The following is a 17,520-nucleotide window of genomic DNA, read 5'->3' on the forward strand; positions in this document are numbered from 1 at the left end:
CCGTCACACCGCGCAAAGTTTCTCGGTGGTGACGCCGGCCTTCGGCAGGTTGTCCGCCGAGAACCCGAACGGCGTCACGATCTTGGTCCATTCGCCGCTGTCGTGCAGCTTCTTGAGCTCGGCGTTGAACGCTTCGCGCAGCGGGTTGTCGTCCTTGCGGAAGACGAACGCGCCGGCGGAGACGACCGGCTGCCCGTTCTTGATCGGATCGAAGCCCGGAGTCACCTCCGCCGCGGCACCGGGGCTCTTCGCGAGGACGTCCTTGAGGGAGATGTCGGTGAGCGCGGCGCAGTAGACCCGGCCGTCGGTGACCGCGCGGAGCATGTTGTCCTGCGAATCAAGGGTGACGATCTGGTCCTCGGCGACCCCGGAGTCGGTGGCGTACCCCTTCTCCACCGCCGCCGAGAGCACGGCGACCTTGACCTTCTTCGCCGCGATGTCCTCGAACTTCCTTATCTGCTGCGGATTTCCCTTGGGTACCAGCAAAGCGGTCAGCGCCGAGTAGTCGGGGATCGAGAAGGCCGCCGCGTCGCACCGCTCCTTCTTGATGTTCATCCCGGCCGCGACGAGGTCGTATTTCCTGGCGTTGAGCGCGGGGATCAGCTGGTCGAAGGAGACCGCTTCGGCTTCCACGTTGTCGATGCCCATGGCCTTGAAAACGGCGCGGGCGACTTCGGGCGCCTCGCCGGTGACTTTGCCGCTCTGGTCCGTGAATCCGTACGGCGCCTCGTTCGCGATACCGAGTTTGATCTTCTTCGCGTCCTTGGCCGCCTGCAGCGCGTCGCCGGAGGACGTCGATGTGCACGCGGACAACAGAACCGGGCCGCCGATCGTCACCGTCCCCAGAACCGCGGACCGCCGGAAGAATTCCCGCCTCGACCACTCGCCGTGCGCCATAGCCGCACCTCTTTTCGATTAATCGGTTAATCGAAACGTAGGTGGGCACCTTTGCGCGGGCAGTGTGAGCGGGTCACGAACCAACCGCCGTTACGGTACCGAGATTTACAGTGACTTTACGTGCTCAGACCGTGGCGCTCCCGCACCAATCCGACAATTCCGTCCATGATGTCGGTGAGCTCGTAGTCCTTCGGCGTGAACACCCTCGCGATTCCCCGCTCCAGAAGGAGCTTCTCGTCGTCGGGCGGGATGATGCCCCCGACGATGACCGGGATGTCGCCCGCGCCCGCGGCCCGCAAGCCGTCCACGACCTGCGGCACGACCTCGAGATGCGAACCCGAGAGCACCGAAAGCCCGACCACGTGCACGCCCTCCTGGACGGCGGCCGCGACGATCTGTTCCGGAGTGAGCCGGATTCCTTGGTAGACCACCTCGAAACCGACGTCGCGGGCCCGCACGGCGACCTGCTCGGCGCCGTTGGAATGCCCGTCGAGGCCGGGTTTGCCGACCAGGATCCGCAGCCGTTCGCCGATCTCGGTGTTCGTCGTCTTGACCCTGTCGCGGACGCGGCGGATCTCCGCGTTGCCCTCGCCCGCGGCCGCCGAAGCGGAAACCCCGGTGGGAGCCCGGTATTCGCCGAACACCTCGCGCAGCGCACCCGACCATTCACCGGTGGTGACCCCGGCGCGGGCGCAGTCGATCGTGGCCTCGAACAGGTTTTCCGACGTCTTCGCGATGGCCTTCAGCTTCTCCAGCGAAGACTCGGCGGCCGCGTTGTCGCGCCGCGTCCGCCATTCCTCGATCGCGGTGACGGCCTGCTTCTCGACGGCGGGGTCGATCGTTTCGATCGCCTTGGCGCCTTCGGCCTGCAGCGGGGAAGGCTCCGTGGTCTCGAACTTGTTGACCCCGACGAGGATCCGCTCGCCGTTCTCCATCCCGCGCCGGAGCTCCGCGAGCGAGGCGACCAGCTGCGACTTCATGTAGCCACTCTCGACGGCGGTGACAGCGCCACCGAGATCCTGCACCCGCGCGATCTCCTCGCGCGCACCCGCCATGATCTCGTCGACCTTGGCCTGGATCACGTGCGAGCCGTCGAAGATGTCCTCGTACTCCAGCAGGTCGGTCTCGAACGCCAGCACCTGCTGCATCCGCAGCGCCCACTGCTGATCCCACGGCCGGGGCAAGCCGAGCGCCTCGTTCCAGGCGGGCAGCTGGATCGCGCGGGCCCTGGCGCCGCGGGAAAGCGAGACCGCGAGCATCTCCAGCACGATGCGCTGGACGTTGTTCTCCGGCTGGGCCTCGGTCAGGCCGAGCGAGTTGACCTGGACGCCGTAACGCAGCCGCCGCGCCTTGGGGTCCGTGACGCCGTAACGCTCACGGGTGATCTCGTCCCAGAGCGCGGTGAACGCGCGCATCTTCGACATCTCCTCGACGAACCGCACCCCGGCGTTGACGAAGAACGAGATCCGCGCGACCACCTTGGCCATGTCTGCCTGCTCGACCTGCCCGGAATCCCGGACCGCGTCGAGGACGGCGATGGCGGTGCACAACGCGTACGCGACCTCTTGCGTCGGCGTCGCGCCCGCCTCCTGCAGGTGGTAGCTGCAGATGTTGATCGGGTTCCACTTCGGCACGTGGTGCACGGTCCACGCGATCATGTCGGTGATCAGGCGGAGACTCGGGCCCGGCGGGAAGATGTAGGTGCCGCGGGAGAGGTATTCCTTGATGATGTCGTTCTGCGTGGTGCCGGTGAGCTTGGCGAGCACCTCGTCCACGTCGCGGCCCTCGGCTTCGGCCTGCTCGCGCGCCACGGAGACGTAGAGCGCCAGCAGCCACATGGCGGGCGCGTTGATCGTCATCGACGTGTTGGCCTCGGCGAGCGGGATGCCGTCGAAGAGCCGTCGCATGTCGCCGATATGGGAGACCGGGACGCCGACCTTGCCGACCTCGCCCTTGGACAGCTGATGGTCGGGGTCGTAGCCGGTCTGCGTCGGCAGATCGAAGGCGACGGAGAGCCCGGTCTGCCCCTTGGCGAGGTTGCGCCGGTACAACTCGTTCGACGCGGCCGCGGACGAGTGGCCCGCGTAGGTCCGCATCACCCAGGGGCGGTCCCGTTCACGGTCCGTGGGATAGGGCACGGTGCACCTCCGGCACTGGACGACCGCCTGAGTGTACCGGCCGGTAACATCGGCCGCCGAGTTGAATCAGACACAGTCGGGTCATTCTCCGGCCATCGAACCCTGACGCTGTCGTGCCTCGTCAACGGCTTTCGCGAGCTTTTCCCGCACCTTCGCCACCTCGCTGACCCCCACCAGGACGACCGGCGGCTTGCGGTCCTTCCCGGAGCCGGCACCGAAGTTCGCCGACGCCCACGCCAGCACGCCGAGCCTGCCGAACGTGATCGTCCCGGTCTTGCCGGGGCCGGGGGTGACGACGGGATCCGCCAGCCCGGCCAGCGCCGCGGACTCCTCCTTGCGGCGGACCAGCGAACTGGTCGCGATCACCCGGCCGTCTGTCACGGCGTAGGTCGTCGAGGCGAGCCGGAGATGGCGGATCAGCGGCCTGCCGACGAGATGGAACACGCCCGCGACGGTGAGCACGACCCACGCGGCCTTGTGGAACGCCGTCTCGTGGTTGGCGGCGAAGAACAGCGTGACGCCACCGAGCAGGAGCAAGCCGATGGGGACGTTGAAATAGTCGCCGGGATTGAAGAGAGGCCTGCGCACCGGCTGCCCGGCCCAGATGACCCGTTCGCCCGGAAGGAGGTCGATCTGCCCCTCGTGCATGGAATCGCACACTACCCGTCCGTGAGGCGGGCGGCAGTGTCCGTTCGTCGGTGAACTTTCGGGCCGAACGGACCTAGCGGGCCTCCCGCTGGGCGGAAGCGATCAGGTCGCGGACCACCGTCGGATGCTCGATGTTGAGCAGTTCCGGATGCTTCGGCTCCAGGCCGACGGCGGCCAGGGAGTCCTCCAGCCCGGTCACCGGGCCGATGTCCTTGCGGCCGAGGTTGAAGCCCACCGTCCCGGTGCCGTCCGGGTTCTCGCGGACGTACGGCGGGCCGAGATCCTTCAGGTAGCGCGACGCCGACTGCTTCCCTCTGGTCCAGACCACTACCCGCCGGTCGGTGATCCCGTACGAAACCGTCCGCAACGCGGCGTACCTCAAGGCCGGCCGCGCGAAGAAGGCGACGGCGACCAGCACCAGGACCAGCCAGAGGAAGAGCGAGAACCCGTTGCGCACGCCGAAGAAGACGGCGAGCCCGAAGAACAGGACCGCGGGCACCAAGATCACGTCGGCCTTGGCCAGCAACGGAATCCGTTTCGGACTCCCGGACCACAACAGGCGCTCGCCGGGCAGCAGATCGGCGTTGAGCCGGTCCATGGTGCTACCTCCCCGAATGCTGCGCCGTGGCGATCAGGTCGCGCACCCGGCGCGCGTCCTCGATGCCTGCCAGCCGCGGAAGCGCCGACCCGGCGTCGCGGTTTCTCGTACTCCCCAGGAAACCGGCGGCGAAGCCGTCTCCGCCGAAGCTGATGGTGCCGGTTCCGTCCGGACGCTCCGCCAGTTGCGGCGGCCCCAGGTCACTCAGGTACCGCGACAGGACATCGGCTCCCTTGCGCCGGACCACGACGCGCCGATCGGTCACGACGAACGAACTCGCCCGCGCCTTGAGGTACCGGTTGACCCCCTGGCCGATCCAGAGCAGCACGATCACCGTCGGGATCGTGTAGGCGATCATCGACACAGACGCCCGATTCGCCGGGTAGAAGAAGAAGCCGATGAACAGCAGCCCCGGCACGAGGACCAGGTCGCTCTTCTCGACGATCGGAACGGTGCGCGACGCGCCCTCCCAGAGCAGGCGCTCACCGGGCAGCAGCCCGGCATCCCCCAGATGCATGAGCCGGACGATAAGCCCGCTTCCTCCCGCCGACCAGGGCTTTGCCGGAATCGTGACCGGCGGCTGTGACCGAAATCCGCGAGACTCGCCCGCATCCGGCGGCTAGCGTGTGTGACCGTGACGTGGAGTTCGTACAGCAGCTATCTGATCATCGTCGTCCTGATCGTCCTCGCGCCGGGACCGGACACGATGGTGATGCTCAAGAACTCGCTGTCCGGCGGCACCCGCGGCGGATTTCTCGCCACGGCGGGGATCTTCGTCGCCAACTCCGTCCAGGGCACCGCCGCCGCGCTCGGCCTCGGCGTCGTCATCGCGCAGTCGCAGCCGGTGTTCGTGACGCTCAAGTGGGTCGGCGCCGCCTACCTGGTCTTCCTCGGCATCCAGGCGCTGCGCGGCGCGTGGCGGGGCGACTACTCCGGCGTCGCGGCGGCGAAGCAGCAACGGACGAGCGGGTTCCGGCGCTTCCGCGAAGGCTTCCTCTCCAACATCACCAACCCGAAGGTCCTCGTGCTGTACCTGTCGGTGCTGCCGCAGTTCCTCGACCCGGTGACGACTTCGGCGTGGGACGCGCTGCTGCTCGCGTACACGGTCGCCGTCCTGGGCGCGATCTGGCTGCTGACGCTGCTGTTCTTCGTGCACCGCGTGCGGACCTGGCTGGAACGCCGCAAGGTCCGCCGCGCGCTCGACGGCGTCACCGGCACCGCCCTGGTCGGTTTCGGCGCCGCCCTCGTCCTCGAAAACTAAGCCGCCTTCACGGACTTGCGACCAGAGGTCGTCAGGCCCGGTCGGGTTCGCCCGCGACGCGCTCGATCCGGGCACCGAGGCGGTTCAGGTTCTCCACGAAATGCGGGTAGCCGCGGTCGATGTGGAAGACGTCCCAGACCTCGGTGACGCCGTCCGCGCACAGCCCGGCCAGCACCAGCCCGGCACCGGCGCGGATGTCGGCGGCCCACACCGGAGCGCTCGAAAGCTTCTCCACACCGCGGACGACGGCGTGGTGCCCGTCGGTCCGCGCGTCGCCGGAAAGCCGCATCATCTCTTCGATGAAACGGAACCGGGCCTCGTAGATGTTCTCCGTGATCATCGAGGTGCCTTCGGAGACCGCCGAGAGCGCCACCGCGAACGGCTGCAGGTCGGTCGCGAAGCCGGGGTACGGCAGCGTCACCCAGTCGACCGCCTTCGGGCGCTCGTTCTGGACGATGCGGAAGCCCTTGTCGTCGAACGTCTCGACCTCGGCACCGGCCAGGCGGAGCTTGTCGAGGACGAGGTCGAGGTAGTGCGGGTTGACGCCGCGGACGGTCAGGTCACCCCTGGTCATCGCGGCGGCGAACGCCCAGGTCGCGCCGACGATCCGGTCGCCGATCACGCGATGCTCGGTGGGGTTCAGCTTCTCGACGCCCTCGACGGTGAGGGTCGAGGTGCCCGCGCCCTCCACCTTCGCGCCCATCTCGGTCAGCATCTTGCAGATGTCGACGATCTCGGGCTCACGCGCGGCGTTGTCGATGACCGTGGTGCCCTCGGCGAGCACGGCGGCCATCAGGATGTTCTCGGTGGCGCCGACGCTCGGGAAGTCCAGCCAGATCTGCGCGCCGTGCAGGCCGTCGGCCTTCGCCACGACGCAGCCGTGCTCGATGGTGCTGGTGGCGCCCAGCTTGCGCAGGCCGTTCTGGTGCATGTCCAGCGGCCGCGAGCCGATGGCGTCGCCGCCCGGCAGCGCCACGACGGCCTGCTTGAGCCGCCCGACCAGGGGACCCAGCACGCAGACCGACGCGCGCAGCTTGCCCATCGCCGCCGAATCGGCGCGGTGCGACAGCTCGGCCGGAGTGGTGATCTTGGCGGTGTCGCCGTCGATGACGACGTCGCAGCCGACGCTGCGCAGGACGTCCGCCATCAGGGGGACGTCGAGGATCTGGGGGCAGTTCGTGATGGTCGTCGTACCCTCGGCCAGCAGTGCCGCGGCCATCAGTTTCAGGACGCTGTTCTTGGCCCCGACCACGTCGACCTCGCCGACCAGCCGTGCTCCGCCGTGCACGTCGAAGTGCTCGCTCATGGGCGCCAATCATGCCCTCTCGCCCGGATTTGCCTTACGCCGGGCCGGTAGAGTCGGCTTCATGGTCGTTCGCATCAACCGCGTGTACACGAAGGTCGGCGACAACGGCACCACGGCGCTCGGCGACGGCTCCCGCGTGCCGAAGACTTCGCCGCGGCTGGCCGCGTACGCCGACGTCGACGAAGCCAACTCCGTCATCGGGCTCGCGCTCGCGATGGGCGGATTGTCCGAGGAAATCACGCAGGTGCTGTGTGGAGTACAGAACGATCTCTTCGACGTCGGCGCGGATCTGTGCGCGCCGATCGTGGAGAACCCGCCGTACGAACCGCTGCGGATCACCGAGCGGTACATCGAGCGGCTGGAAGGCTGGTGCGACGAGTTCAACGAGCGCGTGCCGAAGCTGACGTCGTTCATCCTGCCGGGTGGCACTCCGGGGGCGGCGTTCCTGCATCAGGCCCGCACGGTCGCGCGGCGGGCGGAGCGCTCCGGCTGGGCGCTGTTCGAGGCCGAACAGGCCACCACGAACCAGCTGGCGATCAAGTACCTGAACCGGCTTTCGGATCTGCTGTTCATCCTGTCGCGACTGGCGAACCCGGACGGCGACATCCTGTGGCAGCCCGGCGGCGCGAGCTGACCGAAGCGATTCGGCACCTGCTCGTGGCAGGTGCCGAATCGCGTGACGGGGTCTGGTTCAGCCCTGTTCCTGTGCCGCCCAATAGCGCTCGAGGTCGACGTCGGGCGTGCCGTCCTTGCCCGGATCGATCGCCTTCATCGTGATCGTGTCCTCCAGGGACACGGACTCGGGAAGGTGGCTCCAGCGGTTCGTGTCCTCGCTCTGAGTCATGGAGCGAGAATAGACGCGGATCACGTCCGGAGCCCGGTAGAAATGCCGGTTCGTGATGATCCCATGTTTCCGTGTGACCGTCAGAGACCCCACGAAGCCCGGAGCGCGGCGAGAGCGTCATGGAACCCTGGGAAGGTCTTCTTCACGCAACCAGGGTCGTCCAGCGTGATCCCCGGCGTACGCAGCCCCGTGACACTGAACGCCATCGCGATCCGGTGATCCCGACGGCACTTCACCAAAGCTCCCGTCGGCACACCGGGCTGGATCTCGATCCAGTCCCGCCCGGTCTCGACCGGGATACCCATCGCGCGCAGGTTCTCCTCGCACGCCGCCAGCCGGTCGCATTCCTTGATCCGCGTGTTGTAGACGTCCTCGATCCGCACCGGCCCGTCCGCGAACGGGGCGATGGCCGCGAGCGTCGGCACGGTGTCGGAGATGTCCCGCATGTTCACGGTGACGCCGCGCAGCCCGCCCGTCCCGGTCACGGTCACGGCGTCCGGGCCCACCTCGACGTCCGCACCCATCTGGCGCAGGACCTCGACGAAGGCCAAGTCTCCCTGCAGGGCGCCGTCGCCGAGGCCCGGCACGGTCACCGACTGCCCGGTCAACGCCGCCGCCGCGAAGAAGTAGCTCGACGTCGAAGCGTCGGGCTCGATCTCGTAGCGGCAGGCCCGGTACGGCGTGGGCGGCACGACGAACGTGTCGCCGTCCCGGACGACCTCGACGCCGAAGCGCCGCATCATCGCGATGGTGATCTCGACGTAGGGCACCGACACGAGATCGGTGACGGTGATCCGCAGTCCCTCCGCGGTCAGCGGCCCGACCAGCAGCAGCGCGGTCAGGAACTGCGACGACAGCCCCGCGTCCAGCGTCAGTTCGCCGCCCTTGATCCCGTCGGCCCGCACCACCAGCGGATGGTGGCCGGGCGCACCTTCGAAAGTCAGGTCGACGCCCAGTTCGAGCAAAGCGTCGGTCAGCGGCCCCAACGGCCGGGCGCGCATCTGCTCGGAGGCGTCGAAGCGGAAGGTCCCGTGGCCGGCGGCGGCCAGGGCGGGCAGGAAACGCGCGGTGGTGGCGCCGTCGCGGCAGAAGACGTCGGCATCGTCGACAGCGGGGCCCTCGGGCCTGCCGGAAATGGTCCACTCCGAATCGGAACGGGACACCTCATAGCCGAGCTTCAGGAGGCCTTCGGCGAAGCCCTCGGAGTCATCCGAACGCAGTGGCCTGCTCAGCACAGTCGTGCCGTGGGCGGCGGCCGCGAGGAACAGGCCTCGGGCGGTGATCGACTTCGAGCCGGGGATGTCGACGATGGTCACGGAGCGAGCATACGGCGTGCTCGAACTCCGAACTCACGTGCTTGAAGGCGGGACTCGCGTGCTTGAAGGCGGAACTCAGGAAGCGCGCGGGAGGCGGCGGCCGGGTGGGGCCGATTCGAGCCAGGAAAGGAAGCCGGTGAGGGCGCCGGGGCCCATCGCGATCTCGATCGCCTCCTGCGTGGCGGACTCACACCGCAGGACGATCGAACCTTCGGGGACGGCGTACGCCTCCGTGCCGGAGGGGTCGCGCCGGTCCGCGATCTCCATGCTCGCCCGCTGGAAGACCCGGTCCGGGCCGGTCCGCAGGCTCCACACGCGGAACCAGACGAACTCGTCGCCCTCGTAGCGGCCCAGCCCCAAATGCCAGCTGGACCGCGCTTCGTCCGGACGCCACCGCAGCGCGACACTCACGCCACCGCCGCGGCGCATCCGGACCCATCGCAACGCGTACCAGGCCACGACGACGGCCAGGATGGTCAGGGCCCCGAGAACTCCCACGGCGATTTCCACGGCCCGGCCCCTGCCCGTCGCCCGGTCAGACCGACTGACCGGCCGCGCGAAGCTGGGCGGTCGCCCTAGCCCGCTCTTGCTCGTCTTCGCCGCCCAGCGCCTTCTTGGCCGCCTCGACGTCGATCTCGTCCGAAAGCTCGGCGCTCTCGGCGAGGATGCTCACGCCGGTCGCGGTGACCGACAGGAAGCCGCCGTGCACCGCGGCGCAGACGGTCTCGCCGTCGGTGGTCGTCACCTTCACGATGCCGCCCTCGACGAGCTGACCCAGAACCGGCTCGTGACCGGCCATGATGCCGATCTCGCCCTCGGTGGTCTGGGCCACCACGAACGTGGCGGTACCGGACCAGAGACGGCGCTCGACGGCTACCAGCTCGACAGAAATCTCAGCCACGTAGCTTCCCTTCACCTCAGGTGCTGCCACCGAGTGTAATAGTCAAGGTTCCCTCTATGCGAACGGCGGGATCAGCGTCCACAGTAGACACTGATCCCGCCGCTCATCGGAACATCACTTCTTGGTGATTTCCTTGTACTTCTTCTCGAGGTCTTCGAGGCCACCGATACCCAGGAACGCCTGCTCCGGGTAGTGGTCGAAGTCGCCCTTGGTGATGCGGTCGAAGGACTCGATGGTCTCCGACAGCGGCACGGTCGAGCCGGGGATCTGCGTGAACGCCTCGGCGACCAGCATGTTCTGCGACAGGAACCGCTCGATGCGGCGCGCGCGCTGAACGGTCAGCTTGTCCTCTTCCGACAGCTCGTCCATACCGAGGATCGCGATGATGTCCTGCAGTTCCTTGTACTTCTGCAGGATCCGGATGACCTCGGAGGCCACGCGGTAGTGGTCCTCACCGACGATGGCCGGGTCCAGAATGGTCGACGTCGACGCCAGCGGGTCCACCGCCGGGAAGATGCCCTTCTGGAACACGCCACGCGAAAGCTCCGTGGTGGCGTCCAGGTGGGCGAACGTCGTCGCCGGGGCCGGGTCGGTGTAGTCGTCCGCGGGGACGTAGATCGCCTGCATCGAGGTGATCGAACGACCACGGGTCGAGGTGATCCGCTCCTGGAGCTGACCCATCTCGTCCGCCAGCGTCGGCTGGTAACCCACGGCCGAAGGCATCCGGCCCAGCAGGGTCGACACCTCGGAACCGGCCTGGGTGAACCGGAAGATGTTGTCGATGAAGAGCAGCACGTCCTGGTTCTGCACATCGCGGAAGTACTCCGCCATGGTCAGCGCGGACAGCGCGACCCGCATACGGGTGCCCGGCGGCTCGTCCATCTGACCGAAGACGAGGGCGGTGTCGTTGATGACGCCGTCCTCGGACATCTCCAGGAAGAGGTCGTTGCCCTCACGGGTGCGCTCGCCGACACCGGCGAACACCGAGGTACCACCGAAGTTCCGGGCGACACGGGTGATCATCTCCTTGATGAGCACCGTCTTGCCGACGCCGGCACCGCCGAACAGGCCGATCTTGCCACCCTCGACGTACGGGGTCAGCAGGTCGACGACCTTGAGGCCGGTCTCCAGCATCTTCGTCTTGCCTTCGAGCTGGTCGAAGGAAGGCGGGTTGCGGTGGATGCCCCAGCGCTCGAGGTCCTCGCCGTAGCCGGGCTCGTCGAGGCACTCGCCGAGAGCGTTGTAGACGTGGCCCTTGACCTTGTCGCCGACCGGCACCGTGATGGGGCCGCCGGTGTCGGTGACCTCGGCACCACGCACCAGGCCGTCCTGCGGCTGGAGCGAGATGGTGCGGACGAGGTTGTCACCGAGGTGGCTGGCGACCTCGAGGGTCACCGTCTTGCGCAGCTGCTCGAACTCGATTTCGACCTTGAGCGCGTTGAACTGGTCGGGAACGGAACCGCGCGGGAATTCGACGTCGACGACCGGGCCGGTCACCGAGACGATGCGCCCCTTGGCACGGGCTTCAGTACTGGTCATCAGTCATCACTTCCTGCTGCGGTGAGAGCGTTCGCCCCACCGACGATTTCGGAGATCTCCTGGGTGATCTGCGCCTGGCGGGCCTGGTTCGCCTCCCGCGTCAGCGTGTTCACCAGATCGTTCGCGTTGTCCGACGCCGCCTTCATCGCGGTACGGCGAGCGGCGAGTTCGGACGCGGCCGACTCGAGCATCGCCGCGAAGATCCGCGTGTTGATGTACTTCGGCAGCAACGCGGAGAGCAGCTTTTCGGCACTGGGCTCGAACTCGTAGCTCGGGAGCAGGCTTTCGGGCTTCTCCTCGCCGTCCTCGGTGTACTCGACCTCGAGCGGCGCGACGCGCTTGGCGGTCGGCCGCTGGGTGAGCATCGAGACGAACTCGGTGTAGACGACGTGGATCTCGTCGACACCCAGGATGCCGTCGGCGTTGCCCGCCTCGTCGTCGGCGCCGTTCAGGAACGACTCGACGATGAGCTCACCGGCTGTCGAGGCGTTGACGTAACCGGGCTGGTCGGAGAATCCCGTCCAGCCTTCGGTCACCTCGCGGCCGCGGAACCGGTAGTAGCTCAGGCCCTTGTTGCCGGTCACGTACAGCACCGGCTCCTTGCCCTGCTCACGCAGCAGCATCAGGAGCTCCTCGGTCGCCTTCAGCACGTTGGAGTTGTACCCACCGCACTGACCCTTGTCGCTGGTGATCACGAGGACCGCCGCGCGCTTCGGGTTGGGACGCTCGACCAGCAACGGGTGGTCGAGGTTGGCCGAGGCACCCGCCAGGGCCGAGAGCACGTTCGTGATCTCGTCCGAGTAGGGCCGTGAAGCCGCGACCTTCGCCCGCGCCTTGGTGATGCGCGCGGTGGCGATGAGCTCCATCGCCTTGGTGATCTTGCCGATGGACTTGGTCGCCTTGATACGCGACCGGAGTTCACGGAGTTGTGCGGCCATGGACTACCAGCTCACTTCTTCGGCGCGGGCTTGTTGACCTTGACGGTCTCCTGCCCGACCTTCTCGGCGTCCATCGCGTCGGAGACCTCGACCAGGCTCTTGCCCTCGGAGGTGGTGAACTCCTTCTTGAACTCGTTCACCGCGTCGACCAGCCCGGAAGCGGTCTCCTTGGAGAACTTGCCCGACTCGCGGATGTCCTTGAGGAGCTCGCCGTGCTTGCGACGGGCGGAGTCGACGAACTCGTCACGGAAGCGGCGCACGTCCTCGGTCGGGACCGTGTCGAAGTGACCGTTCGTGCCGAGGTACACCGTGACGACCTGCTCCTCGACCGGGATCGGGGAGTACTGCGGCTGCTTGAGCACCTCGTACAGGCGGGCACCACGCTCGAGCTGCGCCTTCGACGCGTCGTCGAGATCCGAGGCGAAGGCCGCGAAGGCCTCCAGCTCGCGGTACTGCGACAGGTCGATACGGAGCGAACCCGAAACGTCCTTCATCGCCTTGACCTGCGCGGCACCACCCACGCGGGAAACCGAGATACCCACGTCGATGGCCGGGCGCTGACCGGCGTTGAACAGGTCCGACTGGAAGAAGCACTGACCGTCGGTGATCGAGATGACGTTGGTCGGGATGTACGCCGACACGTCGTTCGCCTTGGTCTCGATGATCGGGAGACCGGTCAGCGAGCCCGCGCCCAGCTCGTCCGAGAGCTTGGCGCACCGCTCGAGGAGACGGGAGTGCAAGTAGAAGACGTCGCCGGGGAAGGCTTCACGGCCCGGCGGGCGACGCAGCAGCAGCGAGATCGCGCGGTACGCGTCGGCCTGCTTGGTCAGGTCGTCGAACACGATGAGGACGTGCTTGCCCTCGTACATCCAGTGCTGGCCGATGGCCGAGCCGGTGTACGGCGCGATCCACTTGAAGCCCGCCGAGTCCGACGCGGGGGCCGCGACGATGGTGGTGTACTCCATCGCGCCGGCGTCCTCGAGGGACTTCTTCACGGCGGCGATCGTGGAGCCCTTCTGGCCGACCGCGACGTAGATGCAGCGAACCTGCTTCTTCGGGTCGCCGGTCTCCCAGTTGGCCTTCTGGTTGATGATCGTGTCCACCGCGACGGCCGTCTTGCCGGTCTTGCGGTCACCGATGATCAGCTGACGCTGGCCACGGCCGATCGGGGTCATCGCGTCGATCGCGGTGATACCGGTCTGCAGCGGCTCGGCCACCGGCTGGCGCTCGACCACCGAAGCGGCCTTGACCTCCAGCGGGCGACGCTCGGTGGTCTCGATCTCGCCGAGGCCGTCGATCGGGGCGCCCAGCGGGTTCACGACGCGGCCGAGGTAGCCCTCGCCGACCGGAACCGAGAGGACCTGACCGGTCCGCTTGACCTGCTGGCCTTCGACGACGGTCTCGAAGTCACCGAGGATCGCGGCACCGATGGAGCGCGCGTCCAGGTTCAGCGCGACACCGAGGACCCCGCCGGGGAACTCGAGCAGCTCGTTGGCCATCGCCGAGGGAAGGCCCTCGACGTGAGCGATACCGTCACCGGCGTCGATGACGACGCCAACCTCTTCCCGGCTCACGTCCGGGGCGTAACTCGAGACGTAGTTCTCGATCGCGCTACGGATCTCATCCGAGGAGATCGTCAGCTCCGCCATTTCAATCCCGCTCTCGCTTCGTTCGTGCCAGTGTGCAAAGTCGTTGTTATGGGGTTCAGCTGGCCAGCCGGCGACGCAGGGCGTCGATGCGCCCCGCGGTGCTGCCGTCGATGACCTCGTCGCCGACGCGGACGACAAGTCCGCCGCCCAGTGACGGGTCGACCTCGACGTGCAGCGCGAGCTGCCGCCCGTAAAGGGCGTTGAGCTTCTCGCTCAGCCGAGCCTGCTGCTCGTCGGACAGCGCGCTCGCGCTGGTCACCTGGGCGACCGAGCGTTCACGGCGTTCCGCGGCCAGCTGGACCAGCCGCTCGAGGGCGTTGGCGACCCCGCGGCCCTTGGCGCGCAGGACGACCTGCTCGACGAGGGTCTCGGTGACCACGTCCACCTTGTCGGCGAACAAGCCGCGGACCAGGGTCCGCTTCGCCTCGGCGGGAGCGGCCAGGTCGGACAGCGCCCGTTCGAGCTCCGGAGCGCCCGCAACGATACGGGTGACCCGGAACAGCTGGTCTTCGACAGTGTCGATGTTCCCGGACTTCTCCGCACTGGTGAGCAGCGCCGAGCGGCCGAGGGCCTCGAGCCCGTCGGTCAATTCGCGCGGGCTCGACCAGCGGCTGCCCGCCACGGAGTCGAGCACCTGCAGGGCCGGTTCGGAAACCTTGCCCGCGAGGATCCCGCGGACGAGGCCGATCCGGGCTTCGGACGTGGACGAACCGTCGGCGACGGCCCGGCGCAGGCCGATCTCCCGGTCCAGCAGGGCGACGACCGAAAGCAACTCGTCGCCGACCGTCGCCGGGTCAGTACCCGCGGCGGCCAGAACCTCGCCGAGACGATTCTCGGCGAGGTCGAGCGCTTCACGGCTCGCAGCATGCAGCGTCATTCTGGTCTACTTCCCCGCTCCGTTGGAGGCACCAGCGGTCTCCAGCTCGGCAAGGAACCGGTCCACGGTGCCGTGGCGGCGCGCGTCGTCCGCGAGCGACTCGCCGACGATGCGGCTGGCCAGCTCGATGGAGTTACGGCCGAGTTCGGCGCGCAGTTCGGCGATGATCTGCGCCTTCTGGGCCTGCAGCTGAGCCTGGCCCTGGGCGACGATGCGCTGGGACTCGGACTCCGCCTCGGCCCGCAGCTCCGCCTTGATCTGCTCGGCTTCGAGCCGGGCGTCGTCGCGGATCTTCGCGGCCTCGGAACGGGCTTCCGCCAGCTGCGCCTTGTACTGCGCAAGGTTTTCTTCGGCTTCGGCCTGCGCCTTCTCGGCTCGCTCGATGCCACCTTCGATCAACGAGGCCCGCTCTTCGTAGGCCGTCTCGAAACGCGGGACGACGTACTTCTTCAGAACGAACAGCAGCAGAAGGAAGGCGACGAAACCGAGGATGAGCTCGGGAACGTGCGGCACGATCGGGTTGGGCACCTCTTCGGACGCCAACACCAATTCGGTCTTCAGCACAACGTCTCCTTAAGCGATGAGCGAAACTCAGCCCTAGGCGGAGGCGAGGAAGTAAATGACGATACCGATCAGCGCCAGAACCTCGGTCAGCACGAAGGTCGAGAAGGCGATGCTCTGCAGCTTGCCCTGGGCCTCCGGCTGACGGGCGGTGCCGTTGATGACGGCGGCGAAGATGAGACCCACACCGATACCGGGGCCGATCGCGCCGAGGCCGTAACCGATGGCGGCGAGACCCTTGTTGATGCTGACGGCCTCGGCGGCCTGCTGCGCAAGAACGATGTTGCTCACGTGCGTTTCCCTTCAAACTCGGTCCGCGCGACTCACGCGGATCGGGGGCTTTTGGTGTTTCTCAGTGCTCCGACGCCAGCGCGGCGCCGATGTAGCCTGCGGACAGCAGTGCGAAAATGTATGCCTGCAGGACCTGGATGAATGCCTCCAGGAAGGTCATCGCGATGGCGAACAGGAACGCCACCGGAGACGCGACTTTCACGAGGCCTTCGCCATCGGTCAGCAGGAAGCTCCCACCGAGCGTGAAGACCATGATGATCAGGTGCCCGGCGAACATCGCCGCAAAGACTCGGATGGCCAGCGTGGCGGGTGCGATGAAGAACTTCTGCGCGAACTCGATGGTGGAGTACAGCGGCAGCACGAACCCCGGAATACCCGCCGGAGCCAGTTCCTTCTTCAGGTAACCCTTGAAACCGTGGCGCTTGAACCCGACGTAGTGATACACCGGGTAAACGACAAGGAACGCGAGGGCGACCGGGAAGCCGATTCGCGCCATGGTCGGGAACTGGAAGAACGGGATGATCCCGAAGATGTTGTTCACCAGCACGAAGCTGAAGAGACCGAGCACGAGCGGGATGTACGGCTTGAAGTCGGCAGAGCCGATCTGTTCCCGCGCGATGTTGTTGCGGCCGAAGTTGTAAATCGACTCGGCGATGAACTGTCCCTTACCAGGGACGACCTTCAGCCGGCGCGACGACAACATGAAGTAGGTGATGAGGATGATCAGGGAGATGACCACCAGCAACATCGGCTTGGTGAAGCTCAACCAATAGCCGGAGCCGAACAACGGCGGTAGGTTGAAGTCTTTGACGCCAGGCGGCTTGAACTCCGCACCCTCGGCTAGTACCAGCGCGCCCACTGGGCTCCTTCCGGTTCTCCCGGCCGGCGTTCACTCCGCCGGGGGAATCGTCACGATCTGGACTTAACGTACCCGACACGTATCGGGTCGTCGGAGGCGGCCACCCCACGATGTGCTGAACACGGTTTCACGTTCCGCACACGAGGATTCTCGATGCAGTGCCCCCGGAAGACAGACGCCTGCCAGCGGGTGATGAGGGACGATTCAACACCGTCGCCACACTGCTGTTCGGGGTTCGTCATCAGGAGCCGGCAGCCGAGGCCGCCGCCCATACGCGGACCATATCAGCAGGTTCCGACGGCCCGTACAGGCGTACTACATTGCCACCGATCGGCCGAGGACCTAGGTCCCGTCCCAGGTCAGGACCTCGGTCCCGGAATCAGCGGGAAGCGGGGATGATCGTCGGGATCTTGGTCTTGCGGAAGGCCGCGAACTCCACCGCGGCGGCCACGAGAATCGCGACGATCATGGTGACGCCCAGCGCCATCGGGTCGATCGAGGACACTCCGCGGAGCAGGCTCAGCGCCCCGAAAAGGAGGACGATCTTGAGCACGTAACCACCGAGAGCGATCACCATCACGAACATCGGGTCCATCCCCGCGCTGAAGCGCATGAGGCCCAGCGTCGCGAGGGCGGACACGAAGGCGAGCACGCCACCGATGCCCGAGCCGAACAGACCCGGCTGTCCTTTGAGGATGGTGAAGACCACGATGCAGATCAGCACCGCGGGCGGGACCAGCTTCAGGGAAGCCTTCATCATCGCGTTGGCCGCTTGCAGAACCACCTTGGCGTGGGGGTTTTCCTCCGCCTCGACGGTCTTTTCGGTCTCGCTCACAGAAAGCTCCCTGGTCGTCTCAACACGCCAGTGTAGGCGCGTGCGGATCGCGCCTTTCACGC

Annotated in this window: 20 protein-coding genes; 2 read left to right on the forward strand and 18 right to left on the reverse strand. The window is 67.1% G+C overall.

The window, feature by feature from the left end; translation table 11 throughout:
- Positions 1–3: 3 nt before the first annotated feature.
- The 5 genes from ehuB to AMYAL_RS0109970 form a co-directional block, all read right to left on the reverse strand.
- Positions 4–897, reverse strand: a complete 894-nt coding sequence (ehuB, locus tag AMYAL_RS0109950; protein ID WP_020631159.1) for an ectoine/hydroxyectoine ABC transporter substrate-binding protein EhuB — start codon at positions 895–897, stop codon at positions 4–6.
- Positions 898–1,013: 116 nt separating this feature from the next.
- Positions 1,014–3,035 carry a protein meaA gene (locus AMYAL_RS0109955; RefSeq protein WP_020631160.1) on the reverse strand — a complete coding sequence of 674 codons (2,022 nt, stop codon included), beginning with the start codon at positions 3,033–3,035 and terminating at the stop codon, positions 1,014–1,016.
- Positions 3,036–3,116: 81 nt separating this feature from the next.
- Positions 3,117–3,683 (reverse strand): hypothetical protein, encoded by a 567-nt coding sequence (locus tag AMYAL_RS0109960; protein ID WP_020631161.1) that lies wholly within the window; start codon positions 3,681–3,683, stop codon positions 3,117–3,119.
- Between the two features lie 73 nt (positions 3,684–3,756).
- Positions 3,757–4,281: a hypothetical protein gene (locus AMYAL_RS45805; RefSeq protein WP_020631162.1), complete on the reverse strand. Its 525-nt coding sequence runs from the start codon at positions 4,279–4,281 to the stop codon at positions 3,757–3,759.
- A 4-nt stretch (positions 4,282–4,285) separates the two neighbouring features.
- The gene (locus AMYAL_RS0109970; RefSeq protein WP_020631163.1) at positions 4,286–4,798 is read right to left on the reverse strand and encodes a hypothetical protein; all 513 of its coding nucleotides are present in this window, start codon (positions 4,796–4,798) and stop codon (positions 4,286–4,288) included.
- Positions 4,799–4,909: 111 nt separating this feature from the next.
- Between AMYAL_RS0109970 and AMYAL_RS0109975 the strand changes: the two genes are divergently transcribed.
- Positions 4,910–5,542 (forward strand): LysE family translocator, encoded by a 633-nt coding sequence (locus AMYAL_RS0109975; RefSeq protein WP_020631164.1) that lies wholly within the window; start codon positions 4,910–4,912, stop codon positions 5,540–5,542.
- A 31-nt stretch (positions 5,543–5,573) separates the two neighbouring features.
- Here AMYAL_RS0109975 and murA read toward each other — a convergent pair whose 3' ends face one another.
- On the reverse strand, positions 5,574–6,848 hold the full coding sequence (gene murA / locus AMYAL_RS0109980; protein ID WP_020631165.1) for a UDP-N-acetylglucosamine 1-carboxyvinyltransferase: 1,275 nt from the start codon (positions 6,846–6,848) through the stop codon (positions 5,574–5,576).
- Positions 6,849–6,909: 61 nt separating this feature from the next.
- Between murA and AMYAL_RS0109985 the strand changes: the two genes are divergently transcribed.
- Positions 6,910–7,482: a cob(I)yrinic acid a,c-diamide adenosyltransferase gene (locus tag AMYAL_RS0109985; protein WP_020631166.1), complete on the forward strand. Its 573-nt coding sequence runs from the start codon at positions 6,910–6,912 to the stop codon at positions 7,480–7,482.
- Between the two features lie 57 nt (positions 7,483–7,539).
- On the opposite strand, the gene AMYAL_RS50310 is transcribed toward AMYAL_RS0109985, so the two are convergent.
- The 12 genes from AMYAL_RS50310 to AMYAL_RS0110045 form a co-directional block, all read right to left on the reverse strand.
- On the reverse strand, positions 7,540–7,692 hold the full coding sequence (locus AMYAL_RS50310; protein WP_005150324.1) for a hypothetical protein: 153 nt from the start codon (positions 7,690–7,692) through the stop codon (positions 7,540–7,542).
- A gap of 80 nt (positions 7,693–7,772) precedes the next feature.
- Positions 7,773–9,008 (reverse strand): 3-phosphoshikimate 1-carboxyvinyltransferase, encoded by a 1,236-nt coding sequence (gene aroA, locus AMYAL_RS0109995; protein ID WP_020631168.1) that lies wholly within the window; start codon positions 9,006–9,008, stop codon positions 7,773–7,775.
- Between the two features lie 75 nt (positions 9,009–9,083).
- Positions 9,084–9,518, reverse strand: coding sequence for a DUF2550 domain-containing protein (locus AMYAL_RS0110000; RefSeq protein WP_026466921.1), 435 nt, complete (start codon positions 9,516–9,518; stop codon positions 9,084–9,086).
- Positions 9,519–9,543: 25 nt separating this feature from the next.
- Positions 9,544–9,909, reverse strand: coding sequence for a F0F1 ATP synthase subunit epsilon (locus AMYAL_RS0110005; protein WP_020631170.1), 366 nt, complete (start codon positions 9,907–9,909; stop codon positions 9,544–9,546).
- A gap of 114 nt (positions 9,910–10,023) precedes the next feature.
- Positions 10,024–11,448, reverse strand: coding sequence for a F0F1 ATP synthase subunit beta (atpD, locus tag AMYAL_RS0110010; RefSeq protein ID WP_020631171.1), 1,425 nt, complete (start codon positions 11,446–11,448; stop codon positions 10,024–10,026).
- A complete protein-coding gene (locus tag AMYAL_RS0110015; protein ID WP_020631172.1) occupies positions 11,448–12,386 on the reverse strand; it encodes a F0F1 ATP synthase subunit gamma in 939 nt (312 codons plus the stop codon). Before AMYAL_RS0110015 ends, atpD begins: the two co-directional genes overlap by 1 nt.
- 11 nt (positions 12,387–12,397) lie before the next feature.
- Positions 12,398–14,035 (reverse strand): F0F1 ATP synthase subunit alpha, encoded by a 1,638-nt coding sequence (gene atpA / locus AMYAL_RS0110020; RefSeq protein WP_020631173.1) that lies wholly within the window; start codon positions 14,033–14,035, stop codon positions 12,398–12,400.
- A 55-nt stretch (positions 14,036–14,090) separates the two neighbouring features.
- Entirely contained in the window at positions 14,091–14,912 is an 822-nt protein-coding gene (locus tag AMYAL_RS0110025) for a F0F1 ATP synthase subunit delta (protein WP_020631174.1), read from the reverse strand.
- A gap of 6 nt (positions 14,913–14,918) precedes the next feature.
- A complete protein-coding gene (locus tag AMYAL_RS0110030) occupies positions 14,919–15,476 on the reverse strand; it encodes a F0F1 ATP synthase subunit B (protein ID WP_020631175.1) in 558 nt (185 codons plus the stop codon).
- 33 nt (positions 15,477–15,509) lie between these two features.
- Entirely contained in the window at positions 15,510–15,764 is a 255-nt protein-coding gene (locus AMYAL_RS0110035) for an ATP synthase subunit c family protein (protein WP_005150354.1), read from the reverse strand.
- A 61-nt stretch (positions 15,765–15,825) separates the two neighbouring features.
- A complete protein-coding gene (gene atpB / locus AMYAL_RS0110040; protein WP_020631176.1) occupies positions 15,826–16,623 on the reverse strand; it encodes a F0F1 ATP synthase subunit A in 798 nt (265 codons plus the stop codon).
- A 379-nt stretch (positions 16,624–17,002) separates the two neighbouring features.
- Positions 17,003–17,458, reverse strand: coding sequence for a Cg1360 family ATP-synthase-associated protein (locus tag AMYAL_RS0110045; RefSeq protein ID WP_020631177.1), 456 nt, complete (start codon positions 17,456–17,458; stop codon positions 17,003–17,005).
- Positions 17,459–17,520: the final 62 nt, after the last annotated feature.

Origin of the sequence: Amycolatopsis alba DSM 44262 (assembly GCF_000384215.1) — a bacterium.
Taxonomy (GTDB): Bacteria; Actinomycetota; Actinomycetes; order Mycobacteriales; family Pseudonocardiaceae; genus Amycolatopsis; species Amycolatopsis alba.